Source organism: Xanthomonas prunicola, assembly GCF_002846205.1.
GTDB lineage: Bacteria > Pseudomonadota > Gammaproteobacteria > Xanthomonadales > Xanthomonadaceae > Xanthomonas > Xanthomonas prunicola.
Genome location: NZ_PHKV01000002.1, coordinates 233,335 through 248,032, shown reverse-complemented (window position 1 = coordinate 248,032; position 14,698 = coordinate 233,335). Strand labels below are relative to the sequence as shown.

Sequence of the window (14,698 nt, the reverse complement as noted above, 5' to 3'; positions counted from 1 at the left end):
GCTTGGCAGGCACCGCACCAACGATCTGCCAGCACATCGACCCACGGGCTCCGCTGCGCCTGGAAAGTGATATGTGCACGGCGCCGCCAGTACGCAGCGATGTGCCTTTCCCGATTCCCGATTCCCGATTCCCCAATCCCGGCCTCCCAGCCTGATGCCTCTCTACCGCTACAAAGCCCTGGACGCCCACGGCGAAATGCTCGACGGCCAGATGGAAGCGGCCAGCGACGCCGAAGTGGCGCTGCGTCTGCAGGAGCAGGGCCATCTGCCGGTGGAAACGCGCCTGGCCACCGGCGAAAACGATTCGCCATCGCTGCGCATGTTGTTGCGCAAGAAGCCGTTCGATAACGCGGCGCTGGTGCAATTTACCCAGCAGCTGGCGACGTTGATCGGGGCCGGGCAGCCGCTGGATCGCGCGCTGTCGATTCTGATGGATCTGCCCGAAGACGAAAAAAGCCGGCGGGTGATCGGCGATGTGCGCGATACCGTGCGCGGCGGTGCGCCGTTGTCGTCCGCACTCGAGCGCCAGCACGGGCTGTTTTCCAAGCTGTACATCAACATGGTGCGCGCGGGTGAAGCCGGCGGCAGCATGCAGGACACGCTGCAACGGCTGGCCGATTATCTGGAGCGCAGCCGCGCGCTCCGGGGCAAGGTGATCAACGCGTTGATCTACCCGGCGATCCTGCTCGCGGTGGTGGGCTGCGCGCTGCTGTTCCTGCTCGGGTATGTGGTGCCGCAATTTGCGCAGATGTACGAAAGCCTGGATGTGGCGCTGCCGTGGTTTACTCAGGCGGTGTTGAGCGTTGGCCTGCTGGTGCGCGACTGGTGGCTGGTGCTGATCGTGGTACCGGGCGTACTGGGGCTGTGGCTGGATCGCAAGCGTCGCAATGCCGCATTCCGTGCGTCGCTGGACGAATGGTTGCTGCGCCAGAAAGTGGTCGGCAGCCTGATCGCCCGGCTGGAAACCGCACGCCTGACACGCACGTTGGGCACCTTGCTGCGCAATGGCGTGCCGCTGCTGGCGGCGATCGGCATCGCGCGTAACGTGATGTCCAATCTGGCGTTGGTGGAGGATGTCGCTAACGCGGCCGACGATGTCAAGAACGGGCACGGCCTGTCGATGTCGTTGGCACGCGGCAAGCGCTTTCCGCGGCTGGCGCTGCAGATGATTCAGGTGGGCGAAGAATCCGGCGCACTGGATACGATGCTGCTCAAGACCGCCGACACCTTCGAACTGGAAACCGCGCAGGCCATCGACCGCGCACTGGCTGCGCTGGTGCCGTTCATCACGCTGGTTCTGGCCTCGGTGGTGGGGCTTGTCATCATTTCGGTACTCGTCCCGTTGTATGACCTCACCAATGCAATCGGCTGAGAGCGGAGGTCACTGCAACGGTGCAGCCATCAGGCGAGCGCAGCCGATGCTCGGAATCGGCCTGGACCGCTCGTACACTGCACATCCTGCGCGCGTGCTGCGCCCAATGACCAAGCGCGCGCAGCGCTATGCCAGTCGTCTTGACCGGGTAGCGTATTCACAACAACGTTCCGGTGACCGCACGACACCCATGCGGGAACCATTGCAATGCCCGCCGTGTCATCTGTTGGCGGCAGCATCCTTCATCGACGCGCAAGGAAATCGTTCATGATCAAGCGTTCCATTACCCGCAGTCCGTCGCGCGCAGGCCAGGCCGGCATGAGCTTGCTGGAAATCATCATCGTCATCGTGCTGATCGGTGCGGTGCTCACGCTGGTTGGCAGTCGCGTGCTCGGTGGTGCCGATCGCGGCAAGGCCAATCTTGCCAAATCGCAGATCCAGACGCTGGCCGGCAAGATCGAGAATTTTCAGCTCGACACCGGCAAGTTGCCGAGCAAGCTCGATGATCTGGTGACCCAGCCCGGCGACAGCAGTGGTTGGTTGGGTCCATACGCCAAGCCGGCCGAACTCAACGACCCATGGGGCCACACCATCGAATACCGCGTGCCCGGCGACGGTCAGCCGTTCGATCTGATGAGCCTGGGCAAAGACGGCAAGCCCGGTGGCAGCAGTTACGACGCGGACATCAAGTACCAATAAGTCCTCGCCATGCGCGTTGCGTGTCAGCCGTTGCGTCATCCGCATGGAGTGGTCGGCCCTGGTCGGGCACGCACGCGTGGCACCTCGTTGTTGGAGATGCTCCTGGTCATCGCATTGATCGCAATGGCCGGTGTGCTCGCCGCCGCGGCATTGAACGGCGGCATCGACGGCATGCGCTTGCGCACTGCCGGCAAGGCGATCGCCTCGCAGCTGCGCTATACGCGCACCCAGGCCATTGCCACCGGCACGCCGCAGCGGTTTTTGATCGATCCGCAGCAGCGTCGCTGGGAAGCGCCTGGCGGTCATCATGGCGATCTGCCGCCCTCGCTGGAGGTCCGCTTCACCGGCGCGCGCCAGGTGCAATCGCGACAGGATCAGGGCGCGATCCAGTTTTTCCCGGATGGCGCATCTACCGGCGGGCGCATCGATTTGCAGGTCAAGGACGCCAGATGGCGCGTAGACGTGGGCTGGATCACCGGTGAGGTGCGTTCGGGCCCCTTGCGGACGCCATCGCCATGAAGCGTCAGCGCGGTTACACCTTGATCGAAGTGATCGTCGCCTTCGCCTTGCTAGCGTTGGCATTGAGCCTGTTGCTTGGGTCGTTGTCCGGCGCCGCACGCCAGGTGCGCGCTGCCGATGAAAGCACGCGTGCCACACTGCACGCGCAATCGCTGCTGGCGGTGCAAGGTATCGAAAAGCCGCTGGAGCCCGGGCAGCAACAAGGCGCCTTCGAGAACGGCCACTTTCGCTGGTCGATGGAGGTGCGCCCCTACGACGAACCGCGGCGCAACCGGCAGGCGCCGATGTCGCCCGGTGCGCATCGTCTGCTGCAACTGACCTTGGTGGTGCGTTGGGGTGAGCAGCCCAATCAGATGCTGCAATGGCGTACGTTGCGCTTGGTGGCGGCCAATACGCAGGGTAGCCCGCCATGAGCCGTTCGCGCAGCGCGGGCTTCACGTTGATCGAAGTGCTGCTGGCCACGATGTTGTTGGTCGGCGGACTGGCGTTGGCGTTTGCCACCTTGCGTTCGGCCAGTGCGGTGAGTCAGCGCGGCGAAGCGATCGCACAACGCAGCGAGCGCGTGCGTGCAGTGGAAGAATTCCTGCGGCGGCGCTTGGCCGCGGCATTGCCGATCGCCATGGGCATCGATACGCAAAGCCAGCAGCCGATCCTGTTCATCGGCGAGCCGCAACGCCTGCGCTTTGCCGCAGACGTGCCGGATTATCTGGGCCGTGGCGGGCCATATCTGCACGACCTGTCGGTGGCCGGCGAGGGCGATCAGCGCAACCTGCTGATCGCCCTGACCATGCTGCAATCCGGCAAGTCGATCGAAGAGAGCACCCCGCTGCGGCCGGAAACACTTGCCGAAGGCGTGCAGCAGGTGAGTTTTCGTTATCGCGGCATGGATCCGCAAACCGGCCGGCTGAGCAAGTGGCTGCCGCAGTGGGAATGGCACGACCGCCTGCCGCTGATGGTGCGCATCGAGATCCGCAGTGACGATGCCGCATGGCCGCCGATGGTGGTGGCGTTGCCGCAATCCAGCAACCCGGGTGCAGGGCAATGATCCGCTCGCGCGGCGCCGCGCTGGTGCTGGTGTTGTGGTTGATCGCATTGCTCACCGCGATGATCGGTGCGTTCGCCCTCACTGCACGTGTGGAGGCGCTGCAGGGCAGCATGCTACGCAACGGTGCGCAGGCGCAGGAATACGCGCGCTCTGGCCTGGAATACGCATTATTTCGCTTGCAAGACCCTGACAGCCAGGCACGCTGGCGTCCGGACGGCCGGCGCTATCGCTGGCAAATGGACGATGTCAGCGTGGAGATTCGTATCACCGATGAAAGCGGCAAGGTGGATCTGAACATGGCCGAGCCCAGCTTGCTGGCCGGTCTGGTGCGCGCGGTGGGTGGCGACCAGGCCAATGCCACGCGCATCGCCGGTGCCATTGTCGATTGGCGCGATACCGATTCATTGAGCCAGCCGGGCGGTGGCGCGGAAGATCGCGATTACGCCGATGCCGGTCTGCCGTATGGCGCAAAAGACAGTCCATTCGAAACGCTGGGCGAACTGCGCCTGGTGCTGGGCATCGATGGCGAGCTGTATCGCAAGCTGTTGCCTAACGTCACGCTGTACAGCGGTCGTTCGCGGCCTGAAGCGCGTTTTGCGCCCGCTCCGGTGCTCACCGCGATGGGGCTGGATGCGCAGCAACTACTGGCCCAGCGTGACGCGCCGCTGGGTTTGCCGGGCAGCGAGGCGACGGTCGGTGGCTCGGGCACTTATAGTATCGAGAGCCGGGCGCGACTGAGTCAGGGACGCGAGGCCGTGTTGCGGGCGGTGGTGTCGACCAGCGCGTCTGCATTACCAGGGTCGGCCTATACCGTGTTGCGTTGGGAAGAGGGAGCAGCAGTGCAATGACCGCATGGCGGGATACCTTGGGTCGTATCGGCGTACGCGCCATGCCGGGAGCCGGAGGCTTCTGGCGTTGGTGGCAGCAATCGCTGCTGGCCTGGCTGCCGCAGTGCTGGCAATGGCAGTTGGGTCTGTCGCAGGCACGCCTGTTGTTGCAGCAGGACGGCGACGCGCTGCAGTTGCTGCGCCAGCGCGACCAGAGCTGCGACAGCGTCGCCAGCCTGCCGTGGCCGGTCCATCCGCAGGAAGTGAATAGCTTGCTGCCGACTGCGCTGGAAGGCCTGCCGCGGCATTGGCTGTTGCCTGCCGCACATGCGCTACGCCGGCCGTTGCGCCTGCCCGCAGCGGCAGCAGCGCGCTTGCAGGATGTGGCGCGTTTCGAGATCGATCGGCAGACCCCGTTCACCGCCGACCAGGTGTATTTCGATGCGCGTGTGCTCGACGTGCGCGAAGACGGCCAGCTCGATGCCGAACTGGTGGTGGTGCCGCGCCGCATGATCGATGGCCCGGCCGGCGTGCCGGACGCATGGAATAGCGCGCTGTCGGGCATCGATGTGGCCGACGCCAACGGTTTGCCGCTGGGTGTGAATCTGCTGCCGCCGGCGCGCCGCCAGCGCCGCAGCGACCCGATGCAGCGCTGGAATCTGTTACTCGCCGCCGCGGCGCTGGTGTTGCTGGCCGTGGCCGGCTGGCTGCTGCTCGACAATCGCCGGCAGGCTGCCGACGATCTGCGTGCCAAGGTGCAGGCCAATGCTGCGCGCGCACGCCAGGTGGCTGCCGAACGCCAGCAATTGATGGACTTGGTCGAAGGCGCACGGTTCTTCCAGCAGCAACGCGCGACCCGCCCGACCTCGGTGGAGATCTGGGACGAATTGAGTCGGCGTTTGCCCGGTGGCACCTATCTGGAAAAATTCTCGGTCGAAGGCGGGCAATTGCAGTTGATCGGTTTGAGCAACGAAGCCTCCTCGCTGGTGCGTCGTCTGGAGGGCTCGCCGCTGTGGCGTACGCCGTCGCTGACCGGCGTGCTGCAGAGCGATGCCGGGCGCAATGTCGACCGCTTCACCATCACCGCCGAGCTTGCCGGCCCCGATGCGAAGGAGGCCGGCGATGCCACGCAGCGTTAAGCGCGATCGTTGGATCGCTTTGGGCCTGCTGTTGCTGGTGATCGGCGTGGCGTATCTGGTGTTGGTGCACCCGTGGTTCACCCAACCGATGATCGCGGTGCAGGACGACCTGCAAGCGTTGCGCGAGCGCGAACTGCGTGTGCGCGTGCAATTGCAGCAGGCACCGGAAGTCAGCAAGCGGCTGCGGCAGGCGCGTCAGACGCTGGAAAGCCGGCCGGGCTTCTTGCCGGAAACCTCGGCCGAACTCGCCTCCGCCGGGCTGGTGCAGCGGCTGGAGCGTGCGGTGGTGGAAACCAGCCCCGGCAACCGCAGCTGCGCCATCAGCAACCGTTCGCCGCTGCAGCCGGAGAGCAAGAACCGGTTCACCCGCGTGGCGGTGCAGGTGCGTTTGCGCTGCGGCACGCCGGAACTGGCTTCTGTGCTGTACAGCCTAGAAAACGGCACGCCGCGATTGTTCGTGGACAACCTCAACGTGATGGCACAGCGCTACCAGCTTTCGCCCAACGAAAGCGGCAACGGTCTGGATATCGCCTTCGAATTGGCCGGTTATCTGCGTCCGGGCGCCAACGCCGCGCCACTGAACAACGAAGCCGCACCTACCGCTCCCAACGCCGCGGAGGCCAGCAATGCGCCTTGACATGATCGGCCTGCGCACCTGGTTGCTGGCCACCGTGGTCGGGTGGGCACTGCTGGTGTGCGTGCTGGCCGTCGCCGGCCTAGGCAAGCGCGTCGAGCTGCTGCCTGACGACCCTGCGCTGGTGCAGCGGCTGCCTACGCTGCCGGCACCGGCACCGGAGCGCCTGGGTGCATTCGAAAAATATTCGGAAATCGCCGCACATCCCGCATTCGCCGAAGACCGCCTGCCGCATCCGTTCTTCCTGTCCGGCAACGACGGCAGCAACGCCGCTTCGACAGTGCGCCTGACCGGCGTGCTGCTCACCGATACCTTCAAGATGGCGACGTTGACCCTGGAACCGCAGGATTCGGTGCGCGTGCAACTGGGCGGTGATGCGGTCAAGGGCTGGCGCCTGCTCGCCTTGCAGCCGCGTAGCGCAACCATCGAAGGTCCCAGCGGCACGCAAACGCTGGAATTGCATGTGTTCAACGGCCAGGGCGGGCAGCCGCCCACCGCCAATGCCGCTGCACGTGGTGCTGCCACGGCGGCCCCGCCGGTGCCGTCTCCCGACGCTGCGGCGGTTGCCACGCCGCAGCCGCCGCAACAGCAACAGCAACAGCAACCCGTGACGCCTGTGCAACAGCCTGGCGGACAGGCACCGCCGACGGTGCCGCCGCAGCGCAGCGATGGCGTGCAGGAAGCCCCACGCCCCTCCGACGATCAGATGCGTGCCATCCGCGAACGTATCGAAGCCCGACGCCGCCAGCTGCAACAGCAGCGCCAGAGCGGCTCTACCCCCGGTCAGACCCAATGAGTGAACGCATGACGCCGCGCCTGTTCCCCGTGTCCCTGCTGATTGGCCTGCTGGCCGGTTGCGCCACCACTCCGCCGCCGGACGTGCGCCGCGACGCGCGCCTGGATCCACACGTCGGCGCTGCCGGCGCTACCCAGACCACCGCCGAGCAGAGTGCCGACGGCAATCCCACCGCCAAGCCCAGCCCGGTGATCCGGCGCGGCAGCGGCACCATGATCAACCAGAGCGCCGCGTCCGCGCCGGCGCCCACGCTGGGCATGGCCAGCAGCGGCAGCGCCACCTTCAATTTCGAAGGCGAATCGGTGCAGGCGGTGGTCAAGGCCATCCTGGGCGACATGCTCGGCCAGAACTACGTCATCGCCCCGGGCGTGCAGGGCACCGTGACCCTGGCCACGCCCAATCCGGTGTCGCCGGCGCAGGCCTTGAACCTGCTGGAAATGGTGCTGGGCTGGAACAACGCCCGCATGGTGTTCAGCGGTGGCCGCTACAACATCGTGCCGGCCGATCAGGCGCTGGCCGGCACGGTCGCACCCAGCACCGCATCGCCGTCGTCGGCACGCGGTTTCGAAGTGCGCGTGGTGCCGTTGAAGTTCATTTCCGCCAGCGAAATGAAGAAGGTGCTGGAGCCGTACGCGCGCCCGAATGCCATCGTCGGCACCGACCCGGCGCGCAACGTGATCACCCTGGGCGGTACCCGCGCCGAACTGGAAAACTACCTGCGCACCGTGCAGATCTTCGATGTGGACTGGCTGTCGGGCATGTCGGTGGGTGTGTTCCCGATCCAGTCCGGCAAGGCCGAAAAGGTCTCCGCCGATCTGGAAAAGGTGTTCGGCGAGCAGAGCAAGACGCCCAGTGCCGGCATGTTCCGCTTCATGCCGCTGGAAAACGCCAACGCGGTGCTGGTGATCACCCCGCAGCCGCGTTATCTGGATCAGATCCAGCAGTGGCTGGATCGCATCGACAGTGCCGGCGGCGGCGTGCGGCTGTTTTCGTACGAGTTGAAGTACATCAAGGCCAAGGATCTGGCCGATCGGTTGTCTGAGGTGTTCGGCGGGCGTGGCAATGGCGGTAATAGCGGTCCTTCTTTGGTGCCGGGCGGTGTTGTGAATATGTTAGGTAATAACAGTGGCGGGGCTGATCGGGATGAAAGTCTTGGAAGTAGTAGTGGTACCACTGGTGGAGATATAGGTGGCACGAGTAATGGTTCGAATCAGTCGGGTACGTCAGGGAGCTTCGGCGGAAGTAGCGGCAGTGGCATGCTTCAGCTACAGCCTAGTACCAACCAGAACGCTAGCGTCACGCTGGAGGTGGAGGGCGACAAAGTTGGTGTTTCGGCAGTCGCTGAGACCAATACCTTGCTCGTGCGCGCAAGCGCTCAGGCGTGGAGCTCTATTCGTGATGTAATTGAAAAGCTCGATGTAATGCCGATGCAGGTTCATATCGAAGCGCAGATTGCAGAAGTAACCCTGACTGGCCAGCTGGAATACGGTGTTAACTGGTATTTCGAGAATGCAGTAAATGCGCCTATAAATGCAGATGGTAGTGGCGGCGCTGGGTTGGCACCCGCTGTGGGAAGAGGTATTTGGGGGGATGTATCTGGGAGCGTTACAAATAATGGTCTTGCGTGGACTTTCTTAGGGAAAAACGCGGCCGCGATAATTAGCGCATTGGATCGGGTCACGAATTTGCGTCTTCTTCAAACTCCTTCGGTTTTTGTACGGAACAATGCCGAGGCTACGCTCAATGTTGGGTCCCGTATTCCTATCAATTCGACATCGATCAACACTGGGCTAGGTAGTGATAGTAGTTTTTCTTCTGTGCAATATATTGATACTGGTGTTATTTTAAAGGTGCGTCCGCGCGTAACCAAAGATGGTATGGTTTTCCTGGATATTGTTCAGGAGGTTAGTACACCAGGTGCACGTCCTGCTGCATGCACCGCTGCAGCAACCACCACTGTGAACAGTGCTGCCTGTAACGTGGACATTAATACTCGGCGTGTCAAGACCGAGGCAGCTGTTCAGAATGGAGATACAATCATGCTGGCTGGTTTAATTGATGACACGACTTCAGATGGCAGTGACGGCCTACCCTTTCTGAGCAAGCTACCAGTTGTAGGGTCTCTTTTTGGACGCAAGACACAGAATAGGAATCGTAGGGAAGTTATTGTTCTAATTACGCCATCTATAGTGCGTAACCCTCAAGATGCGCGAGATTTGACGGATGAATACGGTCAAAAATTCAATGCTATGAAACCGATTGAGAAGGATTGATGCTCGTTAAAAGTAGGTGGTATTTCTGATCATTAGTTGCTGTTGGAAATAATAGGCCAACTTAGGATTTAATATGAACAAGAGTAGCTCAAAACTTTTAATTAAATCTGTGCTAGCAGTTTCTGTTTTTTCCGGTTTTTTTGTAACGAGTGCCCAGGCTGTTCCGTTTAGTGTGACTTACAATGGGGAAGCATCTGGTCCGCGCTATGAGACCGCCCGAATTGATGCTATTGGGTATGCAAGAATGCGTGCCTATTTTGATGGTTGGCTTGGAGCAAATACTCCGCAAGTGGCAGATAAATTATGCCCTTTAACTAATCTTATTTGGTATCAGCCCAACGGCTCGGCGGGCGGTTATGTAGTGATAGCTACTATTACATGCACGAAGCAAATCCCTGGGTAATTTGTAATCAATTTATTTTAATATTGTATTATTTTGCTCCTTTTCTAGGCTGAGTAATGGTTGAGGCTTTGCCTATTGTTCTAATGAGCGTTGGTTTGGATGAGCATCGACTTGACGCTTGTTTAGGCGCATTGGATGCAGCCACGCCCGCCGGTACGCGGGTGTGGCTGGCCGACGATGCGCAGGCCGGCCCGCGCGGCCGTGCCGTGATTGAACATTGGTTGGCGCGCACGCCGTTGCAGGCGCATCACACCCGCCGCCAGCGCATGCTCGGCGAGGTGGCGCATCTGGATGAAATGCTCAGCGGCTGCGGCGATGCCGATGTGGTGGTGTTGGGTGTGGATGCCTGCCCGCTGCCGGGGTGGTTGAATCAGCTCAACGCCTGCTTTGCGCGCGATGCGGCGATTGCCACCGCCACGCCCTGGAGCAATGTAGGCGAAGCCTGTGGCTGGCCGCGACTGGGCGAACTCAACCCCATGCCCGTCGCGCCGGACCGACTTGCCGCCGCCTGCGCCGCAATGCCACCGCTGCACCCGGAACTGCCCTCGGCCACCGGCCACGCGGTACTGCTGCGCGGCAGTGCGCGGCACAAGGCCGGTGGTCTGGATGCCAGCAGTTACGGCTCGTGGTACGCCGCGCTGGTGGATCTGAGCTTGCGCATGGGCGGGCTGGGATGGCGCAATGTGCTGTGCGAAACCGCCTTCGTCGCCTCGCCGCACGAAGGCCGCCCGGCCGATGGCGACATGGATGCACTGGCCACCCGCTGGCCGGCCTGGCACGCACGTCTGGCCAACTTCCTGATGCACGACCCGCTACGTGCACAGCGCGATCAACTCGCGCAGTTGCTGGCCGACTTGCCGCCGCCGGATCCGCAGCGCAGTCTGTTCGACGCGTAGTGATAGCGCGGCCGAGCCTGCCCGCTGCATTGAGCGGGAGCGGCGATGGAATGACCAAGAGCGACTGACACGAACAACCACGCAGTTGCTAGGCGGACACAGATGCTGCGGCCTGCGTCATCTTTTTGAGCATGTACCCGTAGCCACCTCAGTCGTTTCTGCGACATGTGGTCAGCCGCAGCGAGGTCGCAACGACGCACTGCATATGCAACGAGAAAGCAGTGAGGGATGCGCACCATCGATTCCCGATTCCCGATTCCCGATTCCCGAACTAATCCCGAATCCCGAATCCCTAATCCCGGCTCTAAAGCGCCGGCCGCATCGGTGCCTCGGTGCGCACCACCACTTCCAGCGCATCGTGGCGCCAGGATTCGATATCCAGCTCCACTGCGCAGCCGTCTTCGGCGTAGCTGATCCGCTGCAGTCGGAAGCAGGGCGTGCCGGTGGTGGACTGCAGCAACAGGGCTTGCGCGGCGTCCAGCCCGGCCGGATGCATCGACACCTGCGCGCGGCTCAGGAACAGCCCGAGTTTCCGGTTGAACACGCTCGACAGCGAACCGGCCAGGTCCTGCTCCAGCAGGCCGGGCGCCCAGGCAGCCAGCACCACGTTGGTTTCCAGCAGCACCGCGCGGCGGTCGATCCAGCGCCGGCGCTGCAGGACGAACACCTCTTCGTGCGGACTCTGCAACTGCAACGCCGCCGCGTAGGCAGTACCGGCGACTTGCCGGGTGGCACGCAACAGTTCGGTGCGTGGCTTGCGCCCTTGCGCGGCCACGTACTGCATGAACCCTGCAATGCTGGTGGGGTCGTAACGCACGCGCGGTGCGCTGACAAACCAGCCGCGCCGATTCTCGCGGTAGATGCGGCCCTCGGCTTCCAGCTGCTGCAAGGCCTCACGCAAGGTGATGCGGGTGCAGCCGAAGCGTTCGGCAAGTTCGCGCTCCACCGGCAGGCGCTGATCCGGGCCCCATTCGCCGGCGGCGATCTGCGCGGAGACGATTTCGGTGATGGCGTGTTGGCGCGACGCGCTCATGCGGCGATCCGCCGATGGTGGCTGCGGCGCAGGTGCAAGGCAGTCAGATGAGAGAGGTGCATGCGGCGATGGTAAAGAAGAACGCGCCCGCAAACTGCAGGTGGCTCAGGCAAGGCCTGCCAGGTTCTGCTGCTGTTGGGTTTTCCAGCTGCGCCATCCATACAGCGCCAGCAGCACGAAGCCTGCATACAGCAGTGCGGTGGGATACAGCCCCTTGCTGACGAACACGCCTACGTAGATGCAATCGAGCACGACCCACAGTATCCAGTTGGCGATGCGCTTGCGTGCGGCCCAGACGCTGGCGACCAGGCTGAAGCTGGCCAGTGCCGCGTCCAGCCACGGCAGTGCGGCATCGGTGCGGTGATGCATGTAGGCACCGAGTGTGGCAGCGAACACGGCACCGATGCACAGCGAGATCCACAGCTCCGCCTGCGGCATCGGCAACGGGCGAATGCGTGTCTGTGTGGCTATCCCGCGTTGCCACTGCCACCAGCCGTACAGCTGGGTCAGCACATAGACGCCTTGCAGCAACATGTCCGAGTACAGCTTCCACTGATAGAACAGCCAGGCATACAGCGCCACCGCCACGATGCCGGCCGGCCAGCACCAGCGAATGCGCCGCGCGGTCAGCCAGACACCGAGCAGGTTGATCACGACGGCGGCAGATTCGAGCAATGACATGGAAGGTCTGGGGAGGATGTCTGATGGAAGAGGGATCGAGGGCAGGGACGCAGAACAGTTCAACGCGATCGTGCAGGCAGGCCGAGCGCGTTCACCGCCTGCAGCCGCTACCTGCAGCGCACGCGGCCCGCGCAGCACCGCGGTCGTAACCCATGCAGCTCATGCGTCAGCGGATCGCATGGCCGCATCGGTTGCGTTTAGAAATCCACCTGCACAGTCAGACGCGCCGTGCGCGGCGCGCCCGGGAACAGGTACGCATCGCCCTGGTATTCGCCGCTATCGCGCCAGTAGCGCTTGTCGAACACGTTGTCCACGTTCAAGCGCCAGGTGGTGGCCAGGCCGCCCAGCGCGGTGGCGTAACGCGCGCCCAGGTTGGCCACGGTGTAGGCCGGCACGCTGGCGTTGCCGAGCCGGTCGGCGAACTTGCGCCCGCTGTATTGCGCGCCTGCCAGCAGCGCCAGGCCATCGATGCCGGGCACGCTGTAATCGGCCTGCAGGCTGGCGCGCAGCTTGGGCACGTTGATGGCCTGGTGGCCTTCGTACTCGGCAATGTCGGTGTCTTCGGCGCGCGCGCGGATCGCCGCGACGCTGGCGAAGATGCGCAGCTGCGCGGTGGCCGCGCCATCGGCCGACAATTCCAGGCCGCGGTTGTGCAGGCGGCCCTGTTGCACATAGCGCAGGCCACCATCGGCCTGCGGCTGGGTGAACTGGTAGGCCTGGCGGATGTCGAACAGCGCCGCGCCCAGGCGCAGGCCGTCGAGATCGAATTTTGCGCCGGTCTCCAGCTGGTAGGCATTGGTCGGCGGCAGGATCTCATCGGCGTTGTCGGCAAACCACGGGGCGGTGCCGCCGGCGGCCAGGCTCTTGGCGTAGCTGGCGTACAGCGATACCTGCTGCTGCGGCTTGAACAACAGCGCGGCCTGCGGCAGCACCGCATCCTTGCGGGTGCGCCGTTCCAGCAGGCCATCGCGGTCGAAGGCGCGCTCGTCCAGGCGCACCGCGCGCGCACCCAGCGCCAGTTCCCACTGGGTGCCCAGGCCGATGCGGTCGGCCAGCACCAACGCGCGTTGACGGCTATCCAGGCGGCGTTGCTTGGGGTCCAGCGCCACATCGGTCTGCGCGAACAGGTCCGGGTCGCGGTCGATGCTGCCGCTGCCGACGAACTCGTTGACCGAGCCGAAGCGATCGATGGTGCGGCGTAGCCAGTCGCCGCCGATGCTCAGGTGATGCTCCAGTACGCCGGTGACCGCATGGCCTTCGAGCGTGGCGCGTAGTTGATCGTGCACGCGGGTATCGTCGGGGCTGCGATAGTCGTAGACGTCGTACTCGCCTTGCGCGCTGAAGAAGTTGGGCGTGGCGATGTCGGCACAGCTTGCCGCGCCATAGCAGCCCCAGGCGAATGCGGAAAAATCGTTGATCGCCGAACGGCTGCGCGAGGCCTCGGCAGTGGCGCGCCAGTCGTCGTTGAACTGATACGCATAGCGCAGCTGCGCATTGAGCGAATCCATTTCCACCGGTCGTGCCCACGGCTGGTAACCGAGCAGGCGGTGCACATCGATGTCGCGCGGCACCTGCGTGCCGCCGAGCAATTGGTAGCCGGGCACCGAGCGCTGTTGCCGATGCTGATATTCCACGTCCAACTGCAGCAGCGCTTGCGGGGTGATCTTCCAGTCGCCGGCCAGCGACAGGAAATTGCGGTAACCGTCGGCGTGATCGACATAGCTGTCGATGTCTTCGCGTGCGGCATTGACCCGCAATCCCAGCCTGCGTTCGACGCCGAACCAGTCGCCCAGGTCGGCGGCGATGTAGCGCGAGCCTTGTTCGTCGGTGCCCAGGGTCACGCTGCGCACGTGCTCGGGCCGCTTGGTGCGGTAGTCGATCAGCCCGGCCGGCTCGTTGACGCCCGATTGCAACCCGGCCAGCCCCTTGAGTATCTGCACCTGCTGCTTGTTTTCCAACGCGATCGATTGTTCGCCCACCGCACTCATGCCATTGATGCGGTAGCTGTTGGCGGCATTGAGCGAATAGCCACGCACCACGAAGTTTTCGTAATAGCCGATCGGCGCATACGCATCGCCAGCGGAGGCATCGGCGCGCAATACATCACTGAGGACGCGCGCCTGACGATCGAGCAATTGCGCACGATCGATGACCGCGATCGACGCGGGTGCGTCCAGTAGCCGGGTTGCGCCGAATCCGCTCAATGCGGTGCTGGTCTCGATGCGCTCGCCACGCACGTTGACCGCATCCAGTTCGACGGCATCGGCGTCGGATTGCTGCTGCGCCAGTGCAGGGGCGCAACACAGCGCCAGTGCTAGCGCGAGCGCGAGCGGGCAGCGGGAGAGCAGGGGGAAGGTCACGGACATTGGCAAGGCTCTACA

The 14,698-nt window shown here is 63.6% G+C and carries 15 protein-coding genes; 12 read left to right on the top strand and 3 right to left on the bottom strand.

What is annotated here, in order from left to right:
- Positions 1-154 precede the first annotated feature (154 nt).
- The 12 genes from xpsF (at position 155) to XpruCFBP8353_RS07595 (ending at position 10,603) form a co-directional block, all read left to right on the top strand.
- A complete protein-coding gene (gene xpsF, locus XpruCFBP8353_RS07645; RefSeq protein ID WP_011257722.1) occupies positions 155-1,372 on the top strand; it encodes a type II secretion system protein XpsF in 1,218 nt (405 codons plus the stop codon).
- Positions 1,373-1,639: 267 nt separating this feature from the next.
- Positions 1,640-2,071, top strand: coding sequence for a type II secretion system major pseudopilin GspG (gspG, locus tag XpruCFBP8353_RS07640; protein WP_010367778.1), 432 nt, complete (start codon positions 1,640-1,642; stop codon positions 2,069-2,071).
- Between the two features lie 9 nt (positions 2,072-2,080).
- Positions 2,081-2,590, top strand: coding sequence for a type II secretion system protein XpsH (gene xpsH / locus XpruCFBP8353_RS07635; RefSeq protein WP_010367776.1), 510 nt, complete (start codon positions 2,081-2,083; stop codon positions 2,588-2,590).
- Positions 2,587-3,003, top strand: coding sequence for a type II secretion system protein XpsI (gene xpsI, locus XpruCFBP8353_RS07630; RefSeq protein WP_101362697.1), 417 nt, complete (start codon positions 2,587-2,589; stop codon positions 3,001-3,003). Before xpsH ends, xpsI begins: the two co-directional genes overlap by 4 nt.
- Positions 3,000-3,635 carry a type II secretion system protein J gene (locus XpruCFBP8353_RS07625; RefSeq protein WP_101362696.1) on the top strand — a complete coding sequence of 212 codons (636 nt, stop codon included), beginning with the start codon at positions 3,000-3,002 and terminating at the stop codon, positions 3,633-3,635. Before xpsI ends, XpruCFBP8353_RS07625 begins: the two co-directional genes overlap by 4 nt.
- Entirely contained in the window at positions 3,632-4,483 is an 852-nt protein-coding gene (locus XpruCFBP8353_RS07620; RefSeq protein ID WP_101362695.1) for a type II secretion system minor pseudopilin, read from the top strand. The genes XpruCFBP8353_RS07625 and XpruCFBP8353_RS07620 overlap by 4 nt, the downstream gene beginning before the upstream one ends.
- Complete coding sequence (locus XpruCFBP8353_RS07615; protein WP_101362694.1) at positions 4,480-5,601, top strand: PilN domain-containing protein; 1,122 nt, start codon at positions 4,480-4,482, stop codon at positions 5,599-5,601. Before XpruCFBP8353_RS07620 ends, XpruCFBP8353_RS07615 begins: the two co-directional genes overlap by 4 nt.
- Positions 5,585-6,238: a type II secretion system protein GspM gene (gene gspM / locus XpruCFBP8353_RS07610; RefSeq protein ID WP_101362693.1), complete on the top strand. Its 654-nt coding sequence runs from the start codon at positions 5,585-5,587 to the stop codon at positions 6,236-6,238. The genes XpruCFBP8353_RS07615 and gspM overlap by 17 nt, the downstream gene beginning before the upstream one ends.
- A complete protein-coding gene (gene xpsN, locus XpruCFBP8353_RS07605; RefSeq protein ID WP_101362692.1) occupies positions 6,228-7,031 on the top strand; it encodes a type II secretion system protein XpsN in 804 nt (267 codons plus the stop codon). The genes gspM and xpsN overlap by 11 nt, the downstream gene beginning before the upstream one ends.
- The gene (gene gspD, locus XpruCFBP8353_RS07600; protein ID WP_101362691.1) at positions 7,028-9,304 is read left to right on the top strand and encodes a type II secretion system secretin GspD; all 2,277 of its coding nucleotides are present in this window, start codon (positions 7,028-7,030) and stop codon (positions 9,302-9,304) included. The genes xpsN and gspD overlap by 4 nt, the downstream gene beginning before the upstream one ends.
- 73 nt (positions 9,305-9,377) lie before the next feature.
- Positions 9,378-9,707 (top strand): hypothetical protein, encoded by a 330-nt coding sequence (locus XpruCFBP8353_RS23370; protein WP_133125630.1) that lies wholly within the window; start codon positions 9,378-9,380, stop codon positions 9,705-9,707.
- Between the two features lie 56 nt (positions 9,708-9,763).
- A complete protein-coding gene (locus tag XpruCFBP8353_RS07595) occupies positions 9,764-10,603 on the top strand; it encodes a glycosyltransferase family 2 protein (protein WP_101362690.1) in 840 nt (279 codons plus the stop codon).
- Positions 10,604-10,907: 304 nt separating this feature from the next.
- Here XpruCFBP8353_RS07595 and XpruCFBP8353_RS07590 read toward each other — a convergent pair whose 3' ends face one another.
- The 3 genes from XpruCFBP8353_RS07590 to XpruCFBP8353_RS07580 form a co-directional block, all read right to left on the bottom strand.
- Positions 10,908-11,636, bottom strand: coding sequence for a UTRA domain-containing protein (locus tag XpruCFBP8353_RS07590; RefSeq protein WP_101362689.1), 729 nt, complete (start codon positions 11,634-11,636; stop codon positions 10,908-10,910).
- Positions 11,637-11,741: 105 nt separating this feature from the next.
- Positions 11,742-12,317, bottom strand: coding sequence for a nicotinamide riboside transporter PnuC (gene pnuC, locus XpruCFBP8353_RS07585; protein ID WP_101362688.1), 576 nt, complete (start codon positions 12,315-12,317; stop codon positions 11,742-11,744).
- Positions 12,318-12,514: 197 nt separating this feature from the next.
- On the bottom strand, positions 12,515-14,683 hold the full coding sequence (locus tag XpruCFBP8353_RS07580; protein ID WP_101362687.1) for a TonB-dependent receptor: 2,169 nt from the start codon (positions 14,681-14,683) through the stop codon (positions 12,515-12,517).
- Positions 14,684-14,698: the final 15 nt, after the last annotated feature.

What these genes read in the sequence shown, in the direction of transcription:
- pnuC (WP_101362688.1), bottom strand. Translation starts at nt 12,317, where the DNA reads ATGTCATTGCTCGAATCTGCCGCCGTCGTGATCAACCTGCTCGGTGTC.
- XpruCFBP8353_RS23370 (WP_133125630.1), top strand. Translation starts at nt 9,378, where the DNA reads ATGAACAAGAGTAGCTCAAAACTTTTAATTAAATCTGTGCTAGCAGTT.
- XpruCFBP8353_RS07615 (WP_101362694.1), top strand. Translation starts at nt 4,480, where the DNA reads ATGACCGCATGGCGGGATACCTTGGGTCGTATCGGCGTACGCGCCATG.
- gspM (WP_101362693.1), top strand. Translation starts at nt 5,585, where the DNA reads ATGCCACGCAGCGTTAAGCGCGATCGTTGGATCGCTTTGGGCCTGCTG.
- xpsH (WP_010367776.1), top strand. Translation starts at nt 2,081, where the DNA reads ATGCGCGTTGCGTGTCAGCCGTTGCGTCATCCGCATGGAGTGGTCGGC.
- gspD (WP_101362691.1), top strand. Translation starts at nt 7,028, where the DNA reads ATGAGTGAACGCATGACGCCGCGCCTGTTCCCCGTGTCCCTGCTGATT.
- xpsN (WP_101362692.1), top strand. Translation starts at nt 6,228, where the DNA reads ATGCGCCTTGACATGATCGGCCTGCGCACCTGGTTGCTGGCCACCGTG.
- XpruCFBP8353_RS07595 (WP_101362690.1), top strand. Translation starts at nt 9,764, where the DNA reads ATGGTTGAGGCTTTGCCTATTGTTCTAATGAGCGTTGGTTTGGATGAG.
- XpruCFBP8353_RS07625 (WP_101362696.1), top strand. Translation starts at nt 3,000, where the DNA reads ATGAGCCGTTCGCGCAGCGCGGGCTTCACGTTGATCGAAGTGCTGCTG.
- XpruCFBP8353_RS07580 (WP_101362687.1), bottom strand. Translation starts at nt 14,683, where the DNA reads ATGTCCGTGACCTTCCCCCTGCTCTCCCGCTGCCCGCTCGCGCTCGCG.
- xpsF (WP_011257722.1), top strand. Translation starts at nt 155, where the DNA reads ATGCCTCTCTACCGCTACAAAGCCCTGGACGCCCACGGCGAAATGCTC.
- gspG (WP_010367778.1), top strand. Translation starts at nt 1,640, where the DNA reads ATGATCAAGCGTTCCATTACCCGCAGTCCGTCGCGCGCAGGCCAGGCC.
- XpruCFBP8353_RS07590 (WP_101362689.1), bottom strand. Translation starts at nt 11,636, where the DNA reads ATGAGCGCGTCGCGCCAACACGCCATCACCGAAATCGTCTCCGCGCAG.
- XpruCFBP8353_RS07620 (WP_101362695.1), top strand. Translation starts at nt 3,632, where the DNA reads ATGATCCGCTCGCGCGGCGCCGCGCTGGTGCTGGTGTTGTGGTTGATC.
- xpsI (WP_101362697.1), top strand. Translation starts at nt 2,587, where the DNA reads ATGAAGCGTCAGCGCGGTTACACCTTGATCGAAGTGATCGTCGCCTTC.